Annotated in this window: 19 protein-coding genes; 17 read left to right on the forward strand and 2 right to left on the reverse strand. The window is 65.6% G+C overall.

Annotated features, from left to right (window positions below; translation table 11 throughout):
* Window positions 1-8: 8 nt before the first annotated feature.
* Together rlmD and ppk1 are read right to left on the reverse strand one after the other, a co-directional pair.
* Complete coding sequence (gene rlmD, locus B5F89_RS01105) at window positions 9-1,328, reverse strand: 23S rRNA (uracil(1939)-C(5))-methyltransferase RlmD (protein ID WP_087429955.1); 1,320 nt, start codon at window positions 1,326-1,328, stop codon at window positions 9-11.
* Window positions 1,329-1,505: 177 nt separating this feature from the next.
* Window positions 1,506-4,079, reverse strand: coding sequence for a polyphosphate kinase 1 (gene ppk1, locus B5F89_RS01110; protein ID WP_087429956.1), 2,574 nt, complete (start codon window positions 4,077-4,079; stop codon window positions 1,506-1,508).
* A gap of 300 nt (window positions 4,080-4,379) precedes the next feature.
* Here ppk1 and arcA point away from each other — a divergent pair, with 300 nt between their 5' ends.
* The 17 genes from arcA (at window position 4,380) to B5F89_RS01195 (ending at window position 25,858) form a co-directional block, all read left to right on the forward strand.
* Window positions 4,380-5,621, forward strand: a complete 1,242-nt coding sequence (gene arcA / locus B5F89_RS01115) for an arginine deiminase (RefSeq protein ID WP_087429957.1) — start codon at window positions 4,380-4,382, stop codon at window positions 5,619-5,621.
* A gap of 169 nt (window positions 5,622-5,790) precedes the next feature.
* On the forward strand, window positions 5,791-6,786 hold the full coding sequence (argF, locus tag B5F89_RS01120) for an ornithine carbamoyltransferase (RefSeq protein ID WP_087429958.1): 996 nt from the start codon (window positions 5,791-5,793) through the stop codon (window positions 6,784-6,786).
* Window positions 6,787-6,960: 174 nt separating this feature from the next.
* Entirely contained in the window at window positions 6,961-8,442 is a 1,482-nt protein-coding gene (locus tag B5F89_RS01125; RefSeq protein WP_087429959.1) for a DUF1846 domain-containing protein, read from the forward strand.
* Window positions 8,443-8,580: 138 nt separating this feature from the next.
* Window positions 8,581-10,248 (forward strand): CTP synthase, encoded by a 1,668-nt coding sequence (locus B5F89_RS01130; RefSeq protein WP_087429960.1) that lies wholly within the window; start codon window positions 8,581-8,583, stop codon window positions 10,246-10,248.
* Between the two features lies 1 nt (window position 10,249).
* Window positions 10,250-11,197 carry a site-specific tyrosine recombinase XerD gene (xerD, locus tag B5F89_RS01135; protein WP_087429961.1) on the forward strand — a complete coding sequence of 316 codons (948 nt, stop codon included), beginning with the start codon at window positions 10,250-10,252 and terminating at the stop codon, window positions 11,195-11,197.
* A 338-nt stretch (window positions 11,198-11,535) separates the two neighbouring features.
* Complete coding sequence (locus B5F89_RS01140; RefSeq protein WP_087429962.1) at window positions 11,536-11,973, forward strand: division/cell wall cluster transcriptional repressor MraZ; 438 nt, start codon at window positions 11,536-11,538, stop codon at window positions 11,971-11,973.
* A gap of 27 nt (window positions 11,974-12,000) precedes the next feature.
* Entirely contained in the window at window positions 12,001-12,966 is a 966-nt protein-coding gene (gene rsmH / locus B5F89_RS01145) for a 16S rRNA (cytosine(1402)-N(4))-methyltransferase RsmH (protein ID WP_087429963.1), read from the forward strand.
* Between the two features lie 92 nt (window positions 12,967-13,058).
* On the forward strand, window positions 13,059-13,520 hold the full coding sequence (locus tag B5F89_RS01150) for a hypothetical protein (protein WP_087429964.1): 462 nt from the start codon (window positions 13,059-13,061) through the stop codon (window positions 13,518-13,520).
* Between the two features lie 9 nt (window positions 13,521-13,529).
* On the forward strand, window positions 13,530-15,410 hold the full coding sequence (locus tag B5F89_RS01155) for a penicillin-binding protein 2 (RefSeq protein WP_343206315.1): 1,881 nt from the start codon (window positions 13,530-13,532) through the stop codon (window positions 15,408-15,410).
* Between the two features lie 91 nt (window positions 15,411-15,501).
* Complete coding sequence (gene murF / locus B5F89_RS01160) at window positions 15,502-16,950, forward strand: UDP-N-acetylmuramoyl-tripeptide--D-alanyl-D-alanine ligase (protein ID WP_087429965.1); 1,449 nt, start codon at window positions 15,502-15,504, stop codon at window positions 16,948-16,950.
* Window positions 16,940-17,971, forward strand: a complete 1,032-nt coding sequence (gene mraY, locus B5F89_RS01165) for a phospho-N-acetylmuramoyl-pentapeptide-transferase (RefSeq protein WP_087429966.1) — start codon at window positions 16,940-16,942, stop codon at window positions 17,969-17,971. Before murF ends, mraY begins: the two co-directional genes overlap by 11 nt.
* A gap of 12 nt (window positions 17,972-17,983) precedes the next feature.
* Window positions 17,984-19,387 carry a UDP-N-acetylmuramoyl-L-alanine--D-glutamate ligase gene (murD, locus tag B5F89_RS01170; RefSeq protein ID WP_087429967.1) on the forward strand — a complete coding sequence of 468 codons (1,404 nt, stop codon included), beginning with the start codon at window positions 17,984-17,986 and terminating at the stop codon, window positions 19,385-19,387.
* A 9-nt stretch (window positions 19,388-19,396) separates the two neighbouring features.
* Window positions 19,397-21,052, forward strand: a complete 1,656-nt coding sequence (locus tag B5F89_RS01175; protein ID WP_087429968.1) for a putative peptidoglycan glycosyltransferase FtsW — start codon at window positions 19,397-19,399, stop codon at window positions 21,050-21,052.
* Window positions 21,042-22,169: an undecaprenyldiphospho-muramoylpentapeptide beta-N-acetylglucosaminyltransferase gene (gene murG, locus B5F89_RS01180; RefSeq protein ID WP_087429969.1), complete on the forward strand. Its 1,128-nt coding sequence runs from the start codon at window positions 21,042-21,044 to the stop codon at window positions 22,167-22,169. The genes B5F89_RS01175 and murG overlap by 11 nt, the downstream gene beginning before the upstream one ends.
* Window positions 22,170-22,333: 164 nt before the next feature.
* A complete protein-coding gene (gene murC, locus B5F89_RS01185) occupies window positions 22,334-23,752 on the forward strand; it encodes a UDP-N-acetylmuramate--L-alanine ligase (protein ID WP_087429970.1) in 1,419 nt (472 codons plus the stop codon).
* 5 nt (window positions 23,753-23,757) lie between these two features.
* Window positions 23,758-24,669, forward strand: a complete 912-nt coding sequence (murB, locus tag B5F89_RS01190; RefSeq protein ID WP_087429971.1) for a UDP-N-acetylmuramate dehydrogenase — start codon at window positions 23,758-23,760, stop codon at window positions 24,667-24,669.
* The gene (locus B5F89_RS01195) at window positions 24,605-25,858 is read left to right on the forward strand and encodes an FtsQ-type POTRA domain-containing protein (RefSeq protein ID WP_239286614.1); all 1,254 of its coding nucleotides are present in this window, start codon (window positions 24,605-24,607) and stop codon (window positions 25,856-25,858) included. The genes murB and B5F89_RS01195 overlap by 65 nt, the downstream gene beginning before the upstream one ends.
* Window positions 25,859-26,004: the final 146 nt, after the last annotated feature.

Here is a 26,004-nt window from a genome sequence, read left to right on the forward strand (position 1 = left end):
GTGCGCGATTAACTGCGGGTGAGGTGCACGACCGTCTCGCAGTGGAAGGTCTGGGGGAAGAGGTCCACCGGCGTTGCCGACACGAGCGAAAAGACGCCCTGCTCGCGGAAGCGCTTGAGGTCGCGCGCGAGCGTGGCGGGGTCGCACGAGACGTAGGCGACGTCGCGGGCCGAGGTCTCGGCAATAAGGTCGATGGCCTCGGGCGCGAGACCTGCGCGCGGCGGATCGACCACGAGCACGTCGGCGTCGGCGTCGGGGAACTCGCGCACCGCGTCGCCTCCGATGACGTCCACGTTGTCCAGGCGTGCACGTTCGAGGTTGCGGCGCAGGTCGCGGACGGCGGGACCGTAGGACTCCACGGCCGAGACGTAGTCGCAGCGGCGGGCGAGCGGCAGCGTGAAGGTGCCCGCGCCGCAGTAGAGGTCCATGGCCATCTCGTGGGGTTTGGGGTCGAGCGCCTCGAGCACGAGCTTGATCAGAATCTCCGCGGCGGCGGTGTTCACCTGGAAGAACGACGGTGCCGAGATGAGCATCTCCTCGTCGCCGATCTTCTCGTTCCAGCAGCTCTTGCCGGCGAGCACCTCGGTGGCGCTCACGCGGCGGGCCTTCTTCTCGCCCTTGCTCATCACGCGGATGACGCCGGCGCGGTCGGAGACGGCGTCTGCCAGCACGCGTGCGACCTGCGCGCGCGGGAAGCCGCCCGTAGGCGTCCAGAGGGCGATCTCGATGGCGCCGGTGCGGCGGCTCGCGCGGATACCCACGCGCTCGAGCGCAAGATCGCGCGAGTTGGAGAGGTAGGAGAGCGCGCCTGTCACGGATTTAACGAGCTTGGGGTACTTCTTCTCAAAGAGCGGGCAACGGTCGACCGTGATTACCTGTGCGGCATCGCGCCCGTGCATGCCGAGGCGGATCTTGCCGTCCTGCCCGCGCGTGGGGGCGAGCTCGATCTTGTTGCGGTAGCCCCAGGCGTCCTTGGCATGTCGAATGGGGCGCACGACGCGCGCGACCTCGTCGGCATCTATGCCGCCGATGCGCGTGAGCGCACTTTTGAGGTTCTCCTCCTTGGCGGCGCGCTGCGCTTCGATGGAAAGGCCGCCCCAGGGGCAGCCCCCGCAGACGCCTGCGAAGGGGCAGGGGGAGTCGACGCGGTCGGGCGAGGGGGAGATGATCTCGTCGGCGACGGCACGCACGAGCGACTTCTCCTCGGCGACCACATGGGCGCGGACCGTGTCGCCGGCGACGGCCCCTGCAACAAAGACCGTCTTGCCCTCGGGCGTGTGCGCGAGGGCGTCGGGGCCGTATACCATTCGTTCACAGGTGAGCTGCATCGGGTGCCGTGCCTTTCATCAAGCGGGATTGCGGCCTATCAGTGTAGGGGATGCACGGGCGCCGCTGTGCTCGCCTGCGCACTGCGCACCAAAAAAGCGCCGAGGGCACGTTTGGGGACGGGGTCGTTTCGTGCGTCGCGCGGCGCACGAAACGACCCCGTCCCCAAATAGACATTGCTACTTTGTTTTGGTTCCGCGCACGAGCGTGCGGATGCCCAGGCCAATGAGCGCAAGGCCCGTGCGCAGGCGGCCGGCAGGGCGTTTGGCAAGCGTTGTGCGCGCGGTGCCTTCTGCGGGTGCCTCAGCCGGCTGCTTTGCCTCGGCGGCTGCGGGCGCCTCCTCGGGGGCCGCGTTTCCCGCTGCGGGCTCGATGAGCTCGGCGGCGACGGCGGTCTCAGCGGTGACGGCAGCTTCGGCGGCGTGGGCTCGCGCCTCGGTTTCGGCAAGAGCGGTCTCAAAGGCGGTGCGGGCGTTCTCGTCCGCCGCGGTCTCGTCTACGGTGGGCTCGGCGGGGGCGGCAGCTTGGTCGCCGTCGGCCTTGGGTGCGGGTGCCCCTGCCTCAGCGCGAACCTCCGCCATGGCGCGCTTGGGGTGCGCGGCACGGCGGTACGCCTCGGCAAGCAGGAACTCCTGCGCGTTGAAGTCTGCCTCGCCCCCGGCGCGCGGCACACTCTCCCAGGCGCCCTCGGTCGAAAGCGTGCGGGCCTTCACGTTGTCGCGCAGCTGGGCCTGCATGTAGCTCTCCACAAGTGCGCGGCACGTGGGGTCGAGCACGGGGTAGGCGATCTCCACGCGGTGCTCGGTGTTTCTCGTCATCATGTCGGCGGACGAGAGGTAGACGATATCGTTCTCCACGCCAAAGGCGTAGACGCGGGCGTGCTCCAAAAAGCGCCCCACGATGGAGCGGATGTGCACGTTCTCGGTCTTGCCGGGGATGCCGGGCACCAGGCAGCTGATGCCGCGGATGATCATGTCGACCACAACGCCTGCCTGCGAGGCCTCGGCAATCTTGTCGATGATCTCGCGGTCGGTGAGCGAGTTCATCTTAAAGAACACGCGTGCGGGCTCGCCGGCAAGGGCGCGCTCGATCTCGCGGTTCAAACCATTCATGATGAGCGGCTTGAGGCCGGCGGGCGCCACGCCCAGGTAGCGGTAATCGCCCCGGAGGTTGCCGAGGGCGAGGTTGCGGAAAAACGCGTTCGCGTCCTCGCCGATGCCGGGGTGGGCCGTCATGAGCATGAAGTCGGAGTAGAGGCGCGCCGTCTTCTCGTTGAAGTTGCCCGTGCCGAGCAGCGTGATGCGCGTGAGCGCCATGCCCTCGCGGTAGGTGATCTGGCAGATCTTGGAGTGCACCTTGAAGCCCTCCGCGCCGTAGATGACGGTGCAGCCCGCCTCCTCGAGGCGCTCGGCCCACTCGATGTTGTTCTGCTCGTCAAAGCGCGCACGGAGCTCCATGAGCACCGTGACCTCTTTGCCGTTCTCGGCCGCGTCGATGAGCGCCTCGCAAAGACGGCTCTGCTTTGCCACACGGTAGAGCGTGATCTTCATTGAGATGCAGTCGTCGTCAAAGGCCGCCTCGTGCATGAGGTCGAGCAGCGGGTTCATGGACTCGTAGGGGTAGAAGAGCAGCTTGTCGCCCTCGATGACCTGTTCGCGCAGGGGGCGTCCCGCGGTGAACATGGGGCTTGCCTGCGGGCGGAACGGGTTGAACACGAGCGCCGCCTTGCTGTGCTCGGGCAGGTGTCCCTCGATGCCGTAGACGTAGTCGAGGTCGAGCGGGGTCGTGTAGGTGAGCACGGCGCGCCCCGCAAGGCCGAGTGACTTGCGGATGCTCTTTAACGTGGCGGGCTCGAGCGCGCCCTCGACCTGAAGGGCCACCGGCTGCAGGCGCAGGCGCTTCTTCAGGATCTTCTTCATGTGCTGACGGTAGTCCTCGTCCTCCTCGACGCCCTCGCCGTCGGGGTCGATGTCGGCGTTGCGCGTCACGCGCACCACGGCGCGGTCGAGCGGCTCATAGGAGCCAAAGCAGCTGCCAAGGCAGGTGAGGATAACGTCCTCCAGGAGCATGTAGCGGTACGTGCCCTCGTCTGCAGGAAGCGCCACCACGCGGTTCATGGAGGAGGGGACTTCGATGAGGCCGAGGAGGTTCTCCTCGTCGGCGCTCTCGAGCGCGCAGACGATGTAGAGCGCGCCGTTGCGAAGGTTGGGGAAGGGATGGCGCGGGTCGATCACGAGCGGCGAGATGACAGGCGACACGTAGCTTTGGAAGTAGCGCTCCGTGAAGGTGCGGTCCGCGCCGGCGAGCTCGTCTGCCGTCAGGCGGAAAACCCCATGGTGCTCGAGCTCGGATTCGATGGTGTGCACGATGTCGTTCTGGCGCTTGACGAGCGGCGGCAGCGCCTGGAAGACGCGGTCGATCTGCTCGCTCGGCGTAAGGTTGCTCTTGTTGTCGACCGGCTGGTGCTTGAGCGTGGCGAGGTCCGAGAGACCGCCGATGCGGATCATAAAGAACTCGTCGAGGTTCGATTGGAAGATGGCGGCGAATTTCAGGCGCTCAAAAAGCGGCACCGACTCGTCGTAGGCCTCGGAGAGCACGCGGTCGTCAAAGCGCAGCCAGCTGAGCTCTCGGTTCTGGGTGTAGGTGAAGTCGTAGCGCTCGGAGCGGGCGAGCTCGCCCAAGGGGGCCTTGCCGCCCTTCTTGGCCTTTGTTTGCTTCTTGTCCTTAAGGTCCTTGTCCTGCTTGGCAGCCATGGTCTCACAACCTCTATTCTCTCGCCGTCAAGGCGGTATCGACATACACCTCCATCTTAATCGCTGCCCGCGCCGCGGTCGCCGGCTTGCAAGGGGCTTTATGAACTCCTTACGTTGTGCATGCAAAATATCCCCAGATGCTCGTTGTTGATGGCAACGGGCGGCACACTGCGCGACGAGGTGCGCCGGAAGTGCGCCCACCCGGTAGAGCGCGTATACTAACGTAGATTTACACAGCATCGAGGCGCAGCGCTTGCGGCGTGCGGCGGCTGCGGGGTGTCAGATGGGGAGGCGGGTTCCGTGGCAAACGGGCTCAATGTGAGAAGCGAGATCGGGCAGCTCAAGAAGGTCATGCTCCACCGCCCGGGCGAGGAGCTCACCAACCTGCCCCCGCGCGACCTTACGCGCCTGCTCTTTGACGACGTTCCCTTCTTGCCCGAGGCGCAGCGCGAGCACGACGCCTTTGCCGACACGCTGCGCGCCGCCGGTGTGGAGGTGCTCTATCTGGAGCAGCTCGTCGCCGAGGCGCTCGACGCGGTCGAGGGCGCGCGCGAGGAGTTCCTCTCCCAGTGGATCTGCGAGGCGGGCATCAAAGGCGACGTTGCCACCACGGCCGTGCGCGAGCTTCTGGACGCCATCACCGACACCCGTGAGCTCGTGAAAAAGACCATGGCGGGCATCGCGCGCCGCGAGGTGGATCTTCCCTTGGGCAGCAGCGCCACCTTGAACGCGCTCGTGGCCTCAGAGTCGGAGTCCCACCTGCTGGTGGACCCCATGCCCAACCTCTACTTCTGCCGCGATCCCTTTGCCGTGGTGGGCGACGGCGTGCTCCTCAACCGCATGTACTCGCCTGTCCGCAATCGCGAGAGCATCTACGGCAAGTACCTGTTCAAGTACCATCCCGCCCACCGGGACGCTTCGCTCTACTACCGGCGCGGCGCGTCATTTCATATCGAGGGCGGAGACGTGCTCGTGCTCTCGCGCGACACCATCGCCGTCGGCATCTCCGAGCGCACCGAGGCCGCTGCGATCGACGTCCTCGCCCAGAGCATGTTTTGGGATACCGATAGCCCCGTCGAGCGGATCTTGGCCTTCAACATCCCGGTCTCGCGCGCGTTCATGCATCTGGACACCGTCTTCACCCAAGTGGATGTGGACGCCTTCACCATCCATCCCGCCATTGTGGGGACGCTCCAGGTCTTTACGCTCACGCCCGGTGCCGTGCCGGGTGAGGTGCGTATCCGCGAGGAGGTCGACACCCTCGAGCACATCCTCGCCCGTACCCTTAGGCTCGACGCGGTGCGGCTTATCCCCTGCGGTGGGGGAGACGCCATCGCCGCCGATCGCGAGCAGTGGAGCGACGGCTCCAACACGCTTGCCGTGGCGCCGGGGCGCATCTGCGTCTACGACCGCAACGTGGCCACCAACGAAGCGCTTGCGCAGGCGGGCATGGAGCTTTTGGTGGTGGAATCGGCCGAGCTCTCGCGCGGGCGGGGCGGCCCGCGCTGCATGAGCATGCCCTTTGAACGGGCGGACGTGTAAACACTTGGCGTCGCGCCCGCGCGGTCAGCGTGCCCTCGCGCGCGCATCCGCTACGATGGGGCGACCGACCACCCGGCCCCGGCACAATGCTGCATTTGGGTGCATTTGGGGACGGGGTCAAAACGTGCATCTGGTACCTGCGGCAGCGCCGCGGCGAGAAAGGACTTCCATGGGCGTCAACATCTCCGGTAGGAGCTTCCTCAAGCTACTCGACTTCTCCACGCAAGAGATCGAGTACCTGCTCGCCCTCTCCCGCAACTTCAAGGATATGAAGCGCGCCGGCGTGCCGCACCGCTACCTCGAGGGCAAAAACATCGTGCTGCTCTTCCAAAAGACCTCCACGCGCACGCGCTGCGCCTTTGAGGTCGCCGGGCACGACCTTGGCATGGGCGTGACCTATCTTGACCCGAGCGGCTCACAGATGGGGCACAAGGAGTCCATCGCCGACACGGCGCGCGTGCTCGGGCGCATGTTCGACGGCATCGAGTTCCGCGGTTTTGCGCAGGACGATGTGGAGGAGCTCGCCAAGTTTGCCGGCGTGCCCGTATGGAACGGCCTGACCGACCTGTGGCACCCCACGCAGATGCTCGCCGACGTCCTGACCATTCAGGAGAACTTCAACTACGACATCAAGGGCAAGACCGTCGTCTTTATGGGCGACGCCAAGAACAACGTGGCGCGCTCGCTCATGGTGGTGTGCGCCAAGCTCGGCATGAACTTTGTGGCGTGCGGGCCCAAGACGTGCATGCCCGCACGCGACGTCATCGACGCCTGCGAGCCCATCGCCGCTGCAAGCGGCGCGACCATCACGCTCACGACCGATCCGGTTGCCGCCTGCACCGGGGCCGATGTGGTCTACACCGACGTGTGGGTCTCGCTCGGCGAGCCGGCAGAGATCTGGGGCGAGCGCATCCGCGAGCTTTCGCCCTACCGCGTGACCGAGGAGCTCATGGCCATGACCGCGCCGGGCGGCATCTTCATGCACTGCCTGCCGGCGTTCCACGACACCAAGACTTCCACGGGCGCCAAGATCGCCGACGAGTTTGGCCTTACCGAGATGGAGGTCTCAGACGCGGTCTTTGAGGGGCCGCGCTCGCGCGTGTTCGACGAGGCGGAGAACCGCATGCACACCATCAAGGCGGTCATGTACGCAACGCTCAAGTAACCGAGGCACGTGCTTCTAAGCAAGCCGAGGTTCGCAACCCCGCAGCATCCGTGCAGCGATATGAGATTGTGCGCAGATGGGGATGTGCGGGCATTCCGCCGCGCCGCTCCGCTATACTGGCTAGGTTGAAACGGGGCGGCACCGCTCCGAGGACAGAGCCGGAAGGAGCGCCGCATGCGCGAGGGGTTTAGCAACGATCGGTACATCGAGCTGCAGGCGGCGCGCATCAAGGAGCGTATCGCGCAGTTTGGTGGCAAGCTCTACCTCGAGTTTGGCGGCAAGCTCTTTGACGACTACCACGCGAGCCGCGTGCTGCCGGGCTTTGCGCCGGACAGCAAGTTCCGCATGCTGCAGAGTATCGCGGACGATGTCGAGGTCATCATCGCCATCAACGCGAACGACATCGAGAAGAACAAGGCCCGCGGCGACCTCGGCATCACCTACGATGAGGACGTCCTGCGCCTGGCGGACATCTTCCGCTCCAACGGCTTTGCCGTCGCTGCGGTGGTGCTCACCCAGTACGCCGGCCAGCCTGCGGCAGACGCGTTCCGCCGTCGCCTCTCCATGCTCGGCATCACCTGCAAGCTGCACTATCCCATCGAGGGGTACCCGCACGACATCGACCTTATCGTGTCGGAGGAGGGCTACGGCAAAAACGAGTTCGTGGAGACCGAGCGCCCGCTCGTGGTGGTGACGGCCCCCGGCCCCGGCTCGGGCAAGCTTGCAACGTGCCTCAGCCAGATCTACCGCGAGCATCAGCGCGGCGTCAAGGCGGGTTACGCCAAGTTCGAGACCTTCCCGGTGTGGAACCTGCCGCTCAAGCACCCCGTGAACATCGCGTACGAGGCGGCGACCGTCGACCTCGACGACTCCAACATCATCGACTCCTTCCACCTCGAGGCCTACGGCGAGACCACGGTCAACTACAACCGCGACGTCGAGGCGTTCCCCGTGGTGAAGGCCCTTATGGAGAAGATCATGGGGGAGAGCCCCTATCAGAGCCCCACGGATATGGGCGTCAACATGGTGGGCTTTGCCATCACGGACGACGAGGCCTGCCGCGAGGCGGCCCAGATGGAGATTGTGCGCCGCTACTTCACCGCGGCGGTGAACGTCAAGCGCACGGGCACGGGCCAGGAGTTCGTCGACAAGCTGAAGCTCATCATGAAGAAGGCCGGGGTGGGGAAGGACTTCTCGCCCGCGCGCTCGGCGGCGCTGCTCAAGGAGGAGACGACGGGGGCGCCCGTGGGGGCCATGGTGCTGCCCGACGGCTCTGTGGTGGCCGGTAAGACCTCCGAGCGGCTCGGCGCGGCGAGTTCGCTCATGATGAACGCGCTCAAGAGCGTGACGGGCGTGGACATGGAGCTCGAGGTCATCAGCAACGAGGCCATCGAGCCCATCAGCCGCCTCAAGACCCAGCAGCTCGGCAGCAAGAACCCGCGCCTGCATCCGGACGAGACGCTCATCGCGCTCTCCATCACCTCGGCCACAAGCGACGTGGCCGCGCAGGTGCTCGCCGGCCTGCCGAAGCTCCGCGGCTGCGACGCGTTCTTCTCGGTCATCATCTCCGCGACCGACGAGTCGCTCCTAAAGCGCCTTGGCATCAACGTGTGCTGCGAGCCCAAGTTCGAGCGCAGCGGCTACTACCACAAGTAACCGTTTTAGGCTGTTGTTACCGTTCACGGGTTTCGCTTCCGTGAACGGTAAATCTTCAGCGTTTGCCTGCGCGTTGAGTGCTACGATTAAGTCCCGTAAGGACAGTAGGTTCCAAGCGGGAAAGCGCAGGTACAACATATGACAAAGCACATTTTTGTGACCGGTGGCGTCGTATCGTCTCTGGGTAAGGGCATCACGGCGGCGTCTTTGGGGCGCCTTCTCAAGAGCCGCGGTTACAAGGTGACCATGCAGAAGGCCGACCCGTACCTAAACGTCGACCCCGGCACCATGAGCCCGTTCCAGCACGGTGAGGTCTTTGTCACCGAGGACGGCTATGAGTCCGACCTCGACCTCGGCCACTACGAGCGCTTTATTGACGAGAACCTCACCCGTGACTCCAACTTCACCACCGGTGCCATCTACAAGAGCCTCATCGCGCGCGAGCGTCGCGGCGACTTCTTGGGCGGCACCGTGCAGGTCATCCCGCATGTGACAAACGCCATCAAGGACAAGTTCCGCCGCATCGAGGAGCAGACCGGCTCCGACGTGGTCATCACCGAGCTCGGCGGCACCATCGGCGACATCGAGAGCCAGGCCTTTCTCGAGGCCATCCGCCAGTATAAGAAGGACGCCGGCCCCGAGAACGTTCTCTACATCCATGTGTCGCTCGTGCCTTACATCTCCGCCGCGCACGAGGTCAAGACCAAGCCGACGCAGCACAGCGTGAAGGAGCTCCGCTCGCTCGGCATCCAGCCCGACATCATTGTGCTGAGAAGCGACCACGAGATCGACGACGGTATCCGCGCCAAGATCGCGAGCTTCTGCGACGTCGACGTGGATTGTGTCTTTACCAACGAGGACTGCTCCTCGATCTACGACGTGCCGCGCATGCTCGCCGACCAGGACTTTGACCTGCGCGTATGCGAGCGCCTCGGCCTGGAGCCGCGCGAGCGCCACATGGAGGACTGGTACCGCTTCCTCGAGAAGCAGGACCACGCCAACCGCCACGCCGACACGGTCAAGATCGCCGTGGTGGGCAAGTACACGCAGCTTCCCGACGCCTACCTCTCGGTGATCGAGGCGCTCCGCCACTCGGGGATTTTCTTCGACCGCCATGTGGACGTGCAGCTCGTGGACGGCGAGGAGCTCAGCTGGGAGACGGCCCCCGAGGTGCTCGGCGACGCGTCGGGCATCGTGGTTCCGGGCGGCTTTGGCGTCCGAGGGCTCGAGGGCAAGATCGCCGCAGCCCGCTTTGCGCGCGAGAACAAGATTCCCTACCTGGGCCTCTGCCTTGGTATGCAGGTGGCGGTGTGCGAGTTCGCGCGGCATGTTGCAGGGCTCGCGAACGCCAACTCGACCGAGTTTGTGCCCGATTGCACCTATCCCGTGATCGACCTCATGAGCTCGCAGGAGGACGTGACCGAGAAGGGCGGCACCATGCGCCTGGGCGCCTACCCCGCCCGCCTTGTTGAGGGCACGCTCACGCGCGAGGCCTACGGCGAGGAGCTCGTCTACGAGCGCCATCGCCACCGCTACGAGTTCAACAACGCCTACCGCGAGACGCTTGAGGCGGCCGGTCTGGTGATTGCGGGCGTGAGCCCGGACGAGCGCCTGGTGGAGATGGTCGAGCTTCCCGAGGACGTGCACCCGTGGTTTGTCGCCACGCAGGCCCATCCCGAGTTCAAGAGCCGCCCGACCAAGCCGCAGCCGCTCTTCCGCGAGTTCATGCGCGCCTCCGTTGCGCGCCACGAGGGTACGGACCGCCATGAGGTCACCCCGCTGAACGCCCCCGCGGACGCCGAGTAGCATGGGCGCGCCGCACCGCGCGTCGGACAATCCCCCCGCCACACCGCTCTCGCGCGCGGCGGGGGAGTACCTGGCCTATCTCGCCGTCGAGCGGGGCCTCTCCGACAATACCGTTGCGGCCTATCGGCGCGACCTGTCCGCCTATCTCGACTTTCTTTCTGAGCGAGGCATCGCAGACCCCGACCGCGTGAGCCGCCGCGACGTGGACGACTTTGTTGCGGCGCGGCGCGACGGCGGCTATGCGGACGCCTCCATCGAGCGGGCGCTCTCCGCCGTCAAGGGCTTTCACGCCTTTATGGTGCGCGAGAATATGGCGACCGAGCATCCCACCTCGGCGGTGAAGCTCCCCAAGAAAGAGGAGCGCCTGCCCGACTTCATCTCAATCGACGCCGCCGCGCGCCTGGTGGAGCAGCCCTTTGCGCCCACGGCTACCGGCGCGCGCGACCGTGCGGTGCTGGAGGTCCTCTACGGCTGCGGCCTGCGCGTGAGCGAGCTCGTCTCTCTCGATGTGCGTGATCTCTATCTTGACGAGGGTTTTGTGCGGGTCTTTGGCAAGGGGTTCAAGGAGCGGCTCGTCCCTCTGGTGGGGTCGGCGCGCCGCGCGCTCACGGCCTACCTCGACGGGCCCCGCGCCGAGCTCGCCGCCCACGCCCGCCGCTCCGCCACGCCCTCGGCGGTCTTTCTCAACAAGAACGGCGGGCGCCTCTCGCGCCAGACGGTCCATGCGCTCTGCGAGCGGTACGGGCGCGCCGTAGGTATAGAGGGACTGCACCCGCATACACTCCGCCACTCGTTTGCGACCCACATGCTCGCCGGTGGGGCGGACCTGCGCGTGCTCCAGGAGATACTGGGGCATGCGAACATCGCCACCACGCAGATCTACACCCACGTCGACCGCACGCAGCTCACCGAGGTCTATCTGGCGGCGCATCCGCGCGCCCGCGCCTAGCGCACCCACAGTGACCCCCTGAGCGCCACCTGCGCCTTCTTTGTTTCGACACAAATCGGCAGGTACGAACAGAAATTCGATTCAATCCTAGCTTGAAGGTTTGCCCCCACCGGCTCCTAACGACCGGTGGGGGCCTTTTGTGTGCTCTACCCCCATATCTTGTGTTTCGTGGGGTGGGGCATGGTGGTTGGTGGGACCGCTGAGACACCGATTTGGGGCGTTGGGGGAGAAAATGGGAAAAAGTGGGGTGCGAGGGGGAGAAAAGCCTATAGAATGGATGGCGTCGACAGCGGGGTGGCTCCCGCATTCGCCCACGAATTGCCTAAGGGGGTGCAGCGGTGTATCTGACCGGTTCTTACAATCGAAACCTCGATGCAAAGGGCCGTCTTTCTCTTCCGCCTGCATTCCGCAAGGAACTCGATGAGCGAGTGAAGGTCATCTACGCTCCTGAAAAGGAGGTCGACGCCGTGTACGTGTTCACCGAGGACACGTTCAAGGTCTGGCTCGACTCGGTGTTCGAAGCAAAGGGCGGGTACGACCCGACGAGCGAAGAGCACCGCTCCGTCAGAGAATGGCTGAACGGTGAGGCAACCACACTTGAAATAGACTCCGCCTCCCGCATCAGTCTTCCTGAGGAGTGTCGCGCCGATGCACGCCTCGACCGCGAGGTCACCGTCGTCGGTAACGGCGACCGCCTGGTGGTTTGGGATCGTGCGACGCACGACGCGCGCAAGGCGAACGTCCGCAAGGTTGTCGCGAACTTCTTCGACAACTAGTCCGGGCACCTTGGAGAGGACACGTACATGGGTGAGGGAACGTTGACACCTGAATATCGGCACGAACCCGTAATGCTTCCGGAAGTGCTCGACGCGCTTTCGCTCGCACCCGGTGACACGGTGTGCGACTGCACGCTCGGCGGCGCCGGCCACTCGGTGAAGTTGGCCGCTGCCGTGGGAGCCGAGGGGCTTCTCATTGGGATCGATCAGGACGACATGGCTCTCGAGGCGGCATCCAAGCGCCTTGAGCGCGAGGCGCCCGGCACCCCCCAAAAACTCCTCAAGGGCAACTTCGGCGACCTTGACGAGCTTCTGTGCTCGGCCGAGATTCCCGGTGTGGACGGTTTTCTCTTCGACCTGGGCGTCTCGAGCCCGCAGCTCGATATCCCGGAGCGGGGGTTCTCGTACAACGAGGACGCCCCCCTAGACATGCGGATGGACCCGAGTAACAACACTCTAACCGCAGCTGATGTCATCAACACCTTTGACGAAGCAGACATCGCTCGGGCCCTGCGCCGCTATGGCGACGAGAAGTACGCGCGTGAGATCGCGCGCGAGATCTGCCGCCGCCGGGAGGAGAAGCCCATCGAGACCACGGTGGGGCTCGTCGATGCGATCAAGGCGGCCATACCCGCCGCGGCGCGCCGACACGGGCATCATCCGGCGCGGAAGTCCTTCCAGGCGATCCGCATCGTGGTGAACCGGGAGCTCGATGTTCTCGAGAGGGGACTTGAGGCGGCGATCCGCTGGCTCAACCCGGGAGGGCGCGTCTGCGTCATCTCGTACCACTCGCTCGAGGACCGCATCGTGAAGCACATCTTCCAGGAGATGAGCCGGGGCTGCACCTGCCCACCGGAGCTTCCGGTGTGCGTCTGCGGCAACGTGCCGACGCTCAGAGTCATAACCCGAAAACCGCTGGTGGCGAGCGCCGATGAGGTGAAGCGCAACCCGCGGGCGAGATCGGCGAAGATCCGCGTCGCCGAGCGCCTCTGACGGCGCCCGACAACGTCTGACCCGGCCTCGCAGATCCGTAAACGAACGATAAACGAACTACCCATACGTGAGGGACGGAAGGCCGGCATATCATGGGTTACCACACCACAAACGCAGCTTACGCCTATGATATGCAGGCTGTTCCCGCATACGCTCCCGCAGCTCCCGCTCCGCGCACCCAGGAGCGCCCGCGCTTTGACGTGTACACCGGCCAGGGCCGTGAGGCAAACCAGCTCGTAAGCCCTGCCTTCACGCACGTCCTCAAGGTGTTTGCCGTTCTTGTGGCGCTCGTGTTCACCATCGGCATGGCGCGCGTGGGTATCGCGAGCCTGACGGCGGCGGAGCTCAACGCCAACGCGACGGTCTCGAACGAGCTCACCGCCGCGCGCGACCAGTCGGGCGACCTCGAGGTCATGCGCTCGGTCTACGGCGCCGATGCGCGCATTCGCGACCTTGCGGAGGACACCCTCGGCATGGTCGAGCCTGCCTCGCGCATCACGCTCGATATGAGCGACGCGGCGGCCGGCGCGGCTGCGGCATCGACGGCAGAGTAAGGAGCCCTCGTGGCGCGTGACAGATATTCCGGCGACGGCGCAGGGCGTCGGCGCTACGGTTCAGATGACCAGATGAGAGGCGGTCGCCCCAACGGACGGGGCGACCGCTCACGCTCTTACGACCGCGCTGGCGCCCCCCGCGGGGGAGGCCGCGGCGGTTCCGGCGGCTATCGCGGCGGCTCGGGTCGCGGGCGCGGCGGCGTGCAGACAGACCTCCTCCATAGCGATCTTGCGCACGAGAACATCCCGCGCCGCACGGTGGCGCTCGGGGTGCTCGGCGCCGGCATGCTCGCGGGCATAGCCCAGCTCATGGACTACCAGGTGGTGAACGCGGGTACCTACCGCGACCGCGCGGACGAGCGCCGCGTGTCGAGCCAGACGCTCTTTGCCAAGCGCGGCGCCATCTACGACCGCAACGGCAACGTGATTGCCCAGAGCGTCGAGTGCGAGAACGTCTACGCCAACCCCAAGCTCGTGGAGGATGTGGACAAGACCGTGAAGGTTCTGGTCGATGTCCTTGGAATGGACGCGGAGGACGCGGAGGAGAAGCTCACGCGCGATAAAACCTTCGTGTACCTTCAACGCCAGGTTGATGAGGTACTTGCCGCCGAGCTCGGCGAGCACGACCTCCCGGGTATCGAATTCGAACCCTCCATCATGCGCGTGTACCCCTATGGCCGTTTGGCATCGCAGGTCATCGGCGTGGTGAACATCGACAACGACGGCCTCTCGGGCCTCGAGAAACAGTACAACGACGTGCTCACGGGCACCAACGGCTGGATCGTGCGCGAGCGCGCCCGTGACGGCTCGTTCATTGCCGGCGGCGCGTACGAGAAGGTCGAGGCCGAGGACGGCGCCGACCTAGTCCTCACGCTCGATATGGACATCCAGCAGGCCGCGGAGGAGGCCCTCGCCCAGGCGGTGGAGGGCTCGCACGCCCAGAGCGGCTCGGTCATCGTCACCGACCCGCGCTCCGGCGACATCCTCGCCTGCTGCTCCAACCCCACCTACGACCAGACGGACCTCGCCAACGCCTCGTCTGCCGACATGAACCTGCGCATCGTGACCGACTCCTACGAGCCGGGCTCGGTCTTCAAGGCGATCGTGTCGGGCATGGCCATCGACATGGGCATCGTCACGCCCGATACCGAGTTTGCCGTTCCCGCCGAGATCAAGGTGGGCGACGACTGGGTGGGTGACGCCGACAACCGCAACTACGGCCTCACGATGACCCTGCGCGAGATCATGCGTCGCTCGTCCAACACGGGCATGGTCATGGTGGGCGAGAAGATCGGCGCCGATGACTTTGCCGCCTACCTCGACGAATTCGAGATCACCTCGCCCTCGGGAATCGATTTTCCCGGCGAGAGCGCCGGTACCATCCGCAAGCGCGAGGAGTACGACGGCGCGAGCCTCGGCGCCATGTCGTTTGGCCAGGGTATCGCCATCGCACCTGTGCGCGTGGCGCGCGCTATCGGCGGTATCGCCAACGGCGGCGTCATGACCACGCCCCATTTTGTCCAGGCGTGCGCCGGAGAGCGCGTTGACTGGACCGAGGGGGAGAAGCGCGCCATCGGTACCGAGGCGGCAAGCCAGGTGACCTCCATGATGGTGACCGTTGTGGACGAGGGAACGGGTACCGACGCCCAGATCCCGGGCTATGACGTTGCAGGTAAGACCGGTACCGCGCAGCGCGCCACCGAGGGCGGCGGCTACGCCGAGGACATCTACATGTCGTCCTTCTTGGGCTTTGCGCCCGCGAGCGACCCCGAAGTCCTCGTCTACATCACGCTCGACGGCACTCCGCGCGGCTCGAACGCGGCGTGCGAGCCGTTTGTGCCCATCATGAGCAAGGCGCTCTCCGTTCTGGGCGTGGACCGCACGCGCTAAGCCCTGCGCTTCACACCGCGTGCACCACCGAGGGCGGCGCCTCGGTTAGAATGATGGGTTGCAAGGAAGGGCCTTCGGTCAAGGAGAGCTCATGGTAGAGATTGCCGTGAAGTATATCGAGAGCGTCACCGGCGCCCGCGGCGTTGTGGGCGACGGCGAGCGCCTGTGCCGCGGCTGTGTGATCGACTCGCGTCTGGTTCAAGAGGACAGCATCTTTGTAGCGTTTCCCGGCGAGCGCGTCGATGGCAATGACTTTGCCTGCCGCGCGCTCGAGGCGGGTGCGGCCGCGGTCGTGCTCACGCGCGAGCCGCTCGACGAGGAGCGTGCCCTCGCGCGCGAGAAGGGCTCGGCGATCTTTGTTGCCGACGACCCTGAAGAGTTTCTGCTGCGCCTGGCCCAGGGCTACCGTTCGCGCCTGCGCTGCACGGTGATCGCCGTGACGGGGTCCATCGGCAAGACCACCACCAAGGACATCCTCGCCACCACGCTCGCGAAGCGCTATCGCGTGCACGCTACGGCGGGAAATTACAACAACCTCATCGGCATGCCGCTCACCATTCTTGCGGCGCCCAAGGACACGCAGGTCATGGTGCTCGAGATGGGCATGGACGGCCCGGGGCAGATCGAGCGTATGAGCCGCTGCGCCCAGCCGACCTACGCCGTCATCACCAAGATCGGTACGAGCCACGTCGGTATGCTCGGCAGCCGCAAGAACATCGCGCGCGCCAAGGCCGAGGTCCTCGCCGGCATGCCCGCCTCGAACGTGAACTTTGAGGGCGACCACAGCCTGCTCGTGCTCTCGGGGGAGGACGACTTCACCCCATTTATCATCGAGAACTTCGCGCGTCCCGCCGGCGTCGACGTCCTGCTTGCCGGCATGAGCGCCGACGACGACGTTTCGGCGCGCGCTGTCGAGCTTGACGAGGAGGGCTGCGCGAGCTTTGACATCATGCTCGAGAACGGCTCGCAGTACCGCACGGGGCTCTCCATCCCGGGGCTTCCGGCGGTGCAGAACGCGCTGTTTGCCGCGGCCATCGCCAAGCGCATGGGTATCCCGCAGTATGAGATCGACGAGGCCTTCCACGAGCTCGCCATCACGGGGCATCGCCAGCAGGTGCGTGACGCCGCCTCGGGCGCGCGCATCATCGACGACTGCTATAACGCGAGCCCCGAGTCCATGGCGGCCGGCCTCGACTTGCTCGGCAAGCTCGACGCCACGGGTTCGCGCATCGCGGTTTTAGGCGAGATGGGCGAGCTCGGTGAGGAGAGCGACCGCCTGCACGGTCTTGTGGGCTCCTACGCTGCCGCCAAGAAGCTCGATCTGCTCATCTGCGTGGGCGGCCCGCATGCGGAGGCTATCGCCGCCGCCGCGCGCCTCATGGGCATGCCCGCCGAATCCATCTTCTGCGTCCCGACCCCCGAGGCGGCGCTCGCGCGCTGGGGGAGCGCCCTTGCTGCGGGCGACCTCGTCCTCGTGAAGGGCTCGCACGCCGTCGGTCTCGAGCGCTTCGTGGAGGGAGTGGTCGCTCGTGCTCGGTAATCCCGCCTATCCGACCTATCAGACGTTTATCGCCTTTGGTATCGCTGCGCTCGTGGCGCTCGTGCTCATGCCCCTGTGGATCCGCATCCTCAAGTACGAGCACATCGGCCAGCAGGTGCGCGCCGACGGCCCCAAGCGCCATCTTGTCAAGCAGGGCACGCCCACCATGGGCGGCGTGGTGATCCTGCTCGCCATCACCGTCTCCTGCCTGCTTATGGGCAAGCTCACCGCAGAGCTCGTGCTCACGCTTCTGGCGACGCTCGCCACGGGGCTCCTCGGCTTCATAGACGACGTCACCTCGGTCACGCACGGCCGCTCGCTCGGCCTCACGCCGCATGCCAAGATGATCGGCCTCACGCTCATCTGCGTCACCTTCTGCCTGTTTGCCGTGAACTGGTGCGACGTGGCACCCGAGGTGCGCTTCCCGGGCGGCTTTGCCATCGATTTGGGCGTGCTCACCACCACTATCGCCATCGGCGGCGCGCCTTTTGAGATTCCGTGGCTCTACGTCATCTTCACCTGGCTGCTCATCGCGGGCCTCTCCAACGCCGTCAACCTCACCGACGGCCTCGACGGCCTCGCGGGCGGCACCTCCATGATTGCGATGCTCATCATGGCGGCCATCGCGTTTCTGCACAACGACGTCAACCTCGCCATCTTCTCCGCTTCCTGCGGTGGCGCGTGTCTCGGTTTTCTCTGGTTCAACTGCTATCCTGCGAGCATCTTCATGGGCGATACGGGCTCGCTCGCGCTGGGCTCTGCCTTTGCGTGCATGGCCATCATGACCAACACCGAGGTGGTCTCGCTCGTCATCGGCGGCCTTTTCATCGCCGAGACGCTCTCGGTCATGATTCAGGTCGTGAGCTTCAAGGCCACGGGCAAGCGCGTCTTTCTCATGGCGCCCATCCATCATCATTTCGAGCGACTCGGCTGGGCCGAGACCAAGGTCGTGATCCGGTTCTGGATCGTGTCCGCCGCCTTTGGCGCCCTCGGTCTTGCGCTCTTCTTCCAGCTCGGCTAACGGGGGTTTTATATGCCGCTTCCAAATACCATGAATCTTCTTGTGCTCGGTCAGGGCACCTCGGGCCAGGACGTGGTCCGCTGGGCGCTCGCGCACCCCGAGCGCGTGTCCCAGGTGACGCTCTACGGCGGCGCCAAGAGCTCGCCCACGCCCGAGACGCTTGAGTTCGAGGCCGCCGGCGTAACGTGCGTCTACGCGACCGAGGAGGTCGCGGGCTCTTATGACGTCTGCGTCGCGAGCCCGGGCATCTCCGAGTTCTCGCCGTTTTTTGCGAGCGCGAGCGCGCACGCGACCCAGATCATGGGCGAGCCCGAGTTCTCCTTCCGCCTCTCGCCCGAGCGCTGGATCGGCATCACGGGCACCAACGGCAAGACCACCACGACTGCGCTCACCGCGCACCTGCTGGAGTCCGCCGGCATGGACGCCGACGCGGTGGGCAACATCGGTGACGCACCGGTGAGCCGCATCGACCATCGCGCGCCCGGCTCCTGGTTTGTGGCCGAGCTCTCGAGCTACCAGCTCGCCACCTCCTCCGAGCTCCATCCGCATGCCGCGGTGCTGCTCAACATCACGCCCGACCATCTCTCCTGGCACCGCAGCCACGAGGCGTACGCCCGTGCCAAGTGCCGCATGTTCCGCAACATGGGTATGGACGACCTCGCCGTCGTCAACGTCGAGGACGAGGGCGTGTGCGACGTGCGCGCCATCATCGACGACGGCAGCCGCCGCGTGCTTGAGCTCGGCCTTGCGGACTCGGGCGCGCGTGACGCCGCCTTCGTGCGCGACGGGATGCTCACCGTGCGCCTGGCGGGTACCGAGACTGCGCTTGTCACCATCGACGAGCTCAAGATCGCCGGCGCCCACAACGTGCAAAACGCCCTCGCCGCCGCGTCGCTCGCCCTCTTCTGCGGGGCGGACGCCGCCTCGATCGCCTCGGGGCTGCGCGACTTCGGCGCGCTCCCGCACCGTATCGAGCCGGTGGGCGAGGTCCGCGGCGTGCGCTTCTACAACGACTCCAAGGCCACCAACACCGATGCGGTCGAGAAGGCGCTCACGGCGTTTCCCTCGGACCGCGTGGTGCTGCTTGCCGGCGGGCGCGACAAGGGGACGCCCCTTGAGGAGTTCGCGCGCACGGTCATGTCCTCCACGGTGCACGCCATCGTGTGCTTCGGCGAGGCACGCGAGCGCTTCCTCGAGGCCTTCCGCGATGCCGAGGGCTCCTCTGAGGTCGATCTTGCCGAGGCAGACGGCCTCATCGATGCCGTCGACGTGGCGCGCACGCTCGCCGATGCGGGCGATGTGGTGCTGCTGTCGCCCGCCTGCGCCTCGTTTGACGAGTTCTCGGGCTTTGAGGAGCGCGGCGACCGCTTCCGCTCCTACGTGGCCGAGCTCGCCGCGGCAGAAGACGCTCGCTAAGGGGAAACCATGCCCGATACACGCAGAGCCGGCGCGGACACCGCCTCCGCGCCCCAAACGAACCAGCAGGGCTCCGTTTCCTCCCGTATCCGCGAGAAGGTCCGCGCCCGTCGCCGCAAGCGCGACGAGTCGGAGCACTCCGCGCTCGGCGAGAAGCTCATCGCCGGCGTGCCGGCGCGCATCATGCGCCCGCGCCTCGTCTTTTTGGCCTGTCTCTTCGCCATCCTCGCGTTCGGCCTGCTCATGGTGTACTCAGCCTCTGCCGTGGAGGCCCTCAAGGAGTACGAGAGCGCCACGTACTTCCTCTTCCGCCAGGGTATCTTCATTGGCCTCGGCCTTGCGCTCATGGCGGTGATCAGCCTCACCGTGCCGTTGCAGTTCATGCGCTCCGGCGTCATGTGGATCGTCTGGATCGGTGCACTCGTGCTCTTGCTTGCCGTGCTTTTGGTAGGCGAGGAGCGCGGCGGCGCCACCCGCTGGATCGTCATAGCAGGCCAGCAGTTCCAGCCCTCGGAGTTTGTCAAGCCGGTCGTCATCGTCACGGCGGCAAAGATCTTCCACGAGTATTACGAGATGGAGGCTCTCGACACGGCCACCTTCCTCCTCTTGCTCGGCGCTTGCGTGGCGGGGCCGCTTCTGCTCATCATCCTCGAGCCCGACCTCGGCAGCTGCCTTATCATCGCCGGCACGGTGTTTGCGATGTGCTACTTCGCCGGCTTCTCCTACAAGGTAATCGGCGCCGTGCTCGTGGTGGGCGTGCTCGCGACCATCATCTTCATCGTGTCTGCCGACTACCGTATGGCGCGCATGGCGAGCGACCCGTGGGAGGACCCCTACGACACCGGCTATCAGGCCGTGCTCGCTATCATGGCGTTTGCTTCGGGCGGGCTTTTTGGCCGCGGTATCGGTAACTCGACCATGAAGTACAACTACCTCCCCGAGGCGCACAACGACTACATCCTCGCCATCATCGGCGAGGAGCTCGGCTTCTTTGGCATGCTCATCTTCTTTGCGGTCTACGCGCTCATGGTCGTCGCCATCTTCAAGATCGCCGAGCAGTCGCCCACGGTGCAGGGACGCCTTATCGCCTACGGCTGCGGCGTCATCATCTTCCTGCAGTTCCTCGTGAACGCCCTCGGCATCCTCGGCGTCACGCCCATGACGGGCAAGACCATGCCCTTTATCTCCTACGGCGGCTCGTCCATGATCGCCATGCTCGCGGTGGCGGGCCTTGTCATGCGGGTCTCGCTCGAGAGCAACCCCGTGACCGTGCACGACGTGCGCCGCTCGCACATGAGCGTGGTGGGGGAGGGCCGCTCTGCCGCCGAGGGGTATCCCGCCGATGCGTATGCTGCGCCCGCGGGGCGCATCGAGGGCAGCACCGCCGGCCCCGCGCGCCGCCGCTCGGAGCGAAGCTCTGCGTTTACGGTGGTGGACGGCAGTGCCGGCGCGTCCTACCCTGCGGGCCGTGCCGAGCGCCCGGCGCCGAGCACGCGCTTTGGCTCGACCGCTCGCGGCTTTGGCCGCTCTCAGGCGCCTGCGGGCGGCTACGAACGGATAAACTTGGACTACGATCCGGCCGAGCGCCTGCGTACGCGCGACCGGGACCGCAACCCGGGCCCGCGCGGAGGCGGGCAGCGCGGAAGGAGTCGATATGACAGATAAGCTGCGCGTAGCGATTGCTGCCGGCGGCACTGCAGGCCATGTGAATCCCGCTCTCGCCCTTGCCGAGTGCCTACGTGAACGCGGGCACGAGGTCCGCTTCTTTGGCGAGGAGCGCCGGCTCGAGGGCAGGCTCGTCCCGGAGGCTGGTTTTGACTTCTTCCCGGTCCATGTGACGGGCTTTGACCGCCAGCGGCCCTGGACGCTCGCCACGGCGCTTGCGCACCTCGCACACGAGGAGCGTCGCCTGGCCAAGGCGTTTCGCGACGACCCTGCCCTTAAGCCCGACGTTGCCATAGGCTTTGGTGCCTACGTGGAGCTCCCGCTCATGCGCGCGGCCAAGCGCCTGCATATCCCCATTGCCCTGCACGAGCAGAACTCGGTGCCCGGCCTTGCCAACAAACAGACGGCCCGCGACGCGGTGCTCATCGCCATCGCGCAACCGAGCGTGGCGGACGTCTTTTGCCGTGCGGGTGCCCACGAGGATGCCATCCGCTTCACGGGCAATCCGGTGCGCCGTCAGGTGCTCGATGGTGACCGTGCCCGCGGTCGTGCCGCCCTGGGCGTACCCGAGGACGCGACGCTTCTGGTGGTCTTTGGCGGTTCGCTCGGGGCACACCACCTGAACGAGCGCATGGCATCGCTCAAGCACGAGCTCCTCGCAATCCCTAACCTTCACATCCTGCACTCCACGGGCGCAGACGACTTCGAGGCAACGCGCGACGCACTTGCCCTCACGCCCGAGGAGGCAGGGCGCTACCGCGTCCAGAGCTACATCGAGGGCATGGGAGATGTGCTCGCTGCGGCAGACCTTGTCCTCTCCCGCGCCGGCGCGTCCTCGATCGCCGAGATTGCGGCGCTCGCCGTACCATCGGTGCTGGTGCCCTATCCCTTTGCCACGGCGGACCATCAGACCACCAATGCGCATCTGCTTACCGACGCCGGCGCCGCCGTTATGTTCAAGGACGCTGACATCGACGGGCGTCCCTTTGCAGACGAGCTTTTGGGCCTCATCGCTGACCCTGCCCGCCGCGCGCAGATGCATGAGGCGGCCCGCGGTCTCAACCAAGCCGAGGCAGCCGAGCATCTGGCGGACGAGTTGGAGCGCATCGCCCGCTGACGAGAAGGCATCGTGTGTACCTAGGCAACTCAATGCGACATATGGTCTTGAGCTGCGCCGTGCCACACAACCCGCGTTGAACCTCCATGACCCTCCTCGCCAACCCTTTACAATTGCGCTAAAGTAACAAGCTGATACAACCAGCCTCTTTAGGGAGCATACGCATGGCAGACACCCCGACCTCGTCCGCAGCGCCCTCGTTCAAGCGCGCCCATTTCATTGGTATTGGCGGTGCGGGCATGAGCGGTATCGCGCTCGTCCTGCACGAGCGCGGTTTTGCGGTCTCTGGTTCTGATCTCAAGACCTCGCGCTACATTCGCCAGCTCACGCGCGCCGGCGTCGATATCCACATCGGTCACACCGCCTCCACCATCGACGAGGTGAGCCCCGACGTGGTGGTCGTCTCCACCGCTATCCCCGAGACCAACCCCGAGCTCGCCCGTGCGCGCGAGCTCGGCATTCCCGTGTGGCCCCGCGCCAAGATGCTCTCTGCACTCGGCCAGGGCTACACCACCGTCGCCGTGGCGGGCACGCACGGCAAGACCACGACCTCGTCCATGGTTGCCACCATGCTCGATCGCATGGGGGAGGACCCGAGCTTCCTCATCGGCGGTATCGTCGAGGGCTTTGACACCAACGGCAAGAACGGCCACGGTCGCTACTTTGTTGCGGAGGCGGACGAGTCCGACAGCTCCTTCCTCTACCTCAACCCCAACGTTGCGGTCGTTACCAACGTCGAGGCGGACCATCTTGACCACTACAATTCCCTTGAGGAGATTGAGCGCACCTTTGCCGATTTCATGAGCCTCGTGGGCGAGGACGGTACCGTGATCGTCTGCGGCGATTCCCCGCATCTGGCCGAGCTTGCGCGCAGCACAGGCCGCCGCGTTGTCACCTACGGCTTTGAGGAGGGCAACGACGTCGTCTGCACGCCGCACGCCCATGCACAGAACATTGCCAACGCCGCCGCAGTCCGTCTTCCCGGCGACCGCTCGGTCGATATCGAGATCCGCAACAACCCCGGTCGCCACAACCTGCTGAACGCGACCGCCTCGATTATCGTGGCGGACGTACTCGGCCTCGACATCGCCTCCGCCGCCCGCGCCCTCTCGAGCTTTGAGGGCGTCCGCCGCCGCTTCACCCATGTGGGCGAGGTCGCCGGCGTGACCGTGGTGGACGACTACGGTCACCATCCCACCGAGATCCGTGCAACTCTTACTGCCGCCAAGTCTCTTGGCTACAACCATGTCGACGTTGTGTTCCAGCCGCACCGCTACTCGCGTCTTCAGGCGTTTGCCGACGATTTTGCCGATGCCTTTGCCGACGCGGACCGCCTGGTGCTCATCGACGTGTTCTCCGCCGGAGAGATGCCCATCCCCGGTGTGACGAGCAAGATGCTCGCCGACCTCGTGGAGAAGCGCCATCCGGGCAAGGAGGTCCACTACATCGCCGACCGCCTGGCGGTGTCCGAGGAGCTCGCGCGCATCGTCGACGAGGGCGATCTGCTGCTCACCATGGGCGCGGGCGACGTGACCACGGTCGGACCCGAGTTCATCTCCTATCTCTCGTCTAAGGAAGCCTAAGCACGATGGGCCTCTTCAACGCCGTCATGGCGCTCTCGGGTGCCGCTGACACCGACCTTATCGAGCAAGAGAGCCTGGCGCGCCATACGAGCTACCGTATCGGCGGCAAGGCCGACCTGTTCCTCGTGTGCCACAGCTACCACGCGCTGCGCCGCGCGCTCGATGTGCTCACCGAGGAGGATGTCCCCTGGGTCATCATCGGCAAGGGGTCCAACCTGCTCGTTGCAGACGAGGGGTACCGTGGCGCGGTCGTGACCCTCGGCCGTGAGTTCTCGCGCATGATCTGCGCAGACGACGGCGTCACGCTCACGGTGGGCGCGGGCGTTATCCTGGCGCGCCTGGTGAACGAGGCGCTATCCCGCGGTCTCACCGGCCTTGAGTTTGCCGTGGGCATCCCCGGCACGGTGGGCGGTGCCGTCTCCATGAACGCGGGCACCCGCACCGAGTGGATGGGGTCGGTCATCGAGGACGTGCTCACCCTGAAGCCGGGCGTGGGCCTGCGTCATTACAGCCACGACGATGTCTTCTGGGGGTATAGGTCCTGCACGCTCCCGCGCGACGAGATCGTCCTCGAGGCAACGGTCAAGCTCGCCCCCGGCGACAAGGCGCAGATTCGCTCCCGCATGGAGCGCTCGCTCGACCGCCGTCGCAAATCGCAGCCGCTCGGCAGTGCCTGCTGCGGCTCGGTCTTCAAGAATCCGCCCGACATGAGTGTGGGAAAGATGATTGAGGACTGTGGATTGAAGGGTTTTTCCGTGGGCGGGGCCGAGGTGTCGCCGATTCACGGTAATTTTATCGTCAATACGGGAACCGCCCGCGCCGAGGATGTCGCGGCGGTCATAAAGAAGGTGCATGAGGAGGTACGAAAGGCGTATGGCGTCGAGCTCCAACCGGAAGTCAAATTCCTCGGTTTCTAAGGCCTCGAAGCCCACCTTCCGTCGTGCCGGTTCCAAGGCGAGCGCCCCGCGCCCGCAGGCAGCTCCCGCGCCTGTGCCGCGCCAGGCAAAAAAGCCCATTTCCTCCTATACGGCCCGCACGCGCGTGGGCAAGCCGGTTATGCGCAAGCGGGCGAGTGCTCCTGCGGCCAAGCCCCTCAAGCAGAAGCCCGCTGCTCAAAAGCCCATCGGCTCCAAGCTCTCCACTCCCGCCGTTGCGGCACTCAAGAAGCCCCAGCGCCGCATGAAGCCGCTTACCACGGTCGCCGCTCCTGCCAAGCCGGCGCCCGCCGGCAAGGCCGCCTCCTTACTCGGGCGCATCGGGGCGGTGTTCGCGGGAATCGCTCATGCGATAGGCAGCTTTGCCTCCGGCAAGGTCATCGCCATCGTCGTCGCCTGCGCGCTCGTGCTCGGCGTCGGCGGCGTGGTGCTCGTCAACTCGCCTGTCTTTGCCGCAACCGACGTGGTGATCGAGGGGAGCGAGCACGTCTCCACCGAGGCGGCTCAGCGCTTGGTCACCATCCCCAGCGGCACAACGCTTTTCAACGTTAACGCCGATGCCATCACCGAGGCGCTTTCCGAGAACCCGTGGGTGACGGGTGTCTCCATCGAGCGCGAGTTCCCGCATACCCTGCGTATCAAGCCCGAGGAGCGCACGGTCGCCGCCATCGTCTACATCCCCGCCGACGATATCGCCTGGGCCATCGGCAGCGACGGAAACTGGATCGCGCCGGTATCGCTCTCCGTCTCGACCGATGCCGAGGGTAACGTGGTCGAAGGCACCGTGGAGGGCGGACAGACGCTCACGGGGGCAGACGCGGCGCACGCTCTTGCCCGCAAAGACGGTGCGATTCTCTTCACGGATGTTCCCACCGACGTGGAGCCCTCTACGGGACGTGAAGTGTCCTCTGAGGTCGTGCTCGCCGGTCTTGCCTATGCGAACGGCTTCTCGCCCGAGTTCATCGCCCAGATCCAGAGCCTGTCTCTGCCCTCGGTTGATGCGATCACCGCCTATCTCGACTCCGGCATCGAGGTCTCGCTTGGCGCACCCGACGACATCGAGACCAAGGAGCGGGTCGTCACGCGCCTGCTAGAGCAGCAGCAGGGCGTCACCTACATCAACGTTCGTGTGCCCGACAACTATACGTTTAGGAGCGCACCGACCGACTAGGGTGGGTGATTCGGCGAACGGTTGCCGCAACTACCTGCGCTTCTTCTGGTAACTCCACAATTTAGGCCTCTTCATTTGACGGTGACCTGCAATTTGTGCAAAGATAAGCGGGTTTACCTCGCCCTTTAATGTAAACTTGAGCTTTA

Source organism: Collinsella sp. An307, from assembly GCF_002161805.1.
Taxonomy (GTDB): Bacteria; Actinomycetota; Coriobacteriia; order Coriobacteriales; family Coriobacteriaceae; genus Coprousia.

Coding starts and splice junctions, on each gene's coding strand:
- rlmD (WP_087429955.1), bottom strand. CDS start 1,328: ATGCAGCTCACCTGTGAACGAATGGTATACGGCCCCGACGCCCTCGCG.
- ppk1 (WP_087429956.1), bottom strand. CDS start 4,079: ATGGCTGCCAAGCAGGACAAGGACCTTAAGGACAAGAAGCAAACAAAG.
- argF (WP_087429958.1), top strand. CDS start 5,791: ATGGGCGTCAACATCTCCGGTAGGAGCTTCCTCAAGCTACTCGACTTC.
- B5F89_RS01125 (WP_087429959.1), top strand. CDS start 6,961: ATGCGCGAGGGGTTTAGCAACGATCGGTACATCGAGCTGCAGGCGGCG.
- B5F89_RS01130 (WP_087429960.1), top strand. CDS start 8,581: ATGACAAAGCACATTTTTGTGACCGGTGGCGTCGTATCGTCTCTGGGT.
- xerD (WP_087429961.1), top strand. CDS start 10,250: ATGGGCGCGCCGCACCGCGCGTCGGACAATCCCCCCGCCACACCGCTC.
- rsmH (WP_087429963.1), top strand. CDS start 12,001: ATGGGTGAGGGAACGTTGACACCTGAATATCGGCACGAACCCGTAATG.
- B5F89_RS01150 (WP_087429964.1), top strand. CDS start 13,059: ATGGGTTACCACACCACAAACGCAGCTTACGCCTATGATATGCAGGCT.
- murF (WP_087429965.1), top strand. CDS start 15,502: ATGGTAGAGATTGCCGTGAAGTATATCGAGAGCGTCACCGGCGCCCGC.
- murD (WP_087429967.1), top strand. CDS start 17,984: ATGCCGCTTCCAAATACCATGAATCTTCTTGTGCTCGGTCAGGGCACC.
- B5F89_RS01175 (WP_087429968.1), top strand. CDS start 19,397: ATGCCCGATACACGCAGAGCCGGCGCGGACACCGCCTCCGCGCCCCAA.
- murG (WP_087429969.1), top strand. CDS start 21,042: ATGACAGATAAGCTGCGCGTAGCGATTGCTGCCGGCGGCACTGCAGGC.
- murC (WP_087429970.1), top strand. CDS start 22,334: ATGGCAGACACCCCGACCTCGTCCGCAGCGCCCTCGTTCAAGCGCGCC.
- murB (WP_087429971.1), top strand. CDS start 23,758: ATGGGCCTCTTCAACGCCGTCATGGCGCTCTCGGGTGCCGCTGACACC.
- B5F89_RS01195 (WP_239286614.1), top strand. CDS start 24,605: ATGAGGAGGTACGAAAGGCGTATGGCGTCGAGCTCCAACCGGAAGTCA.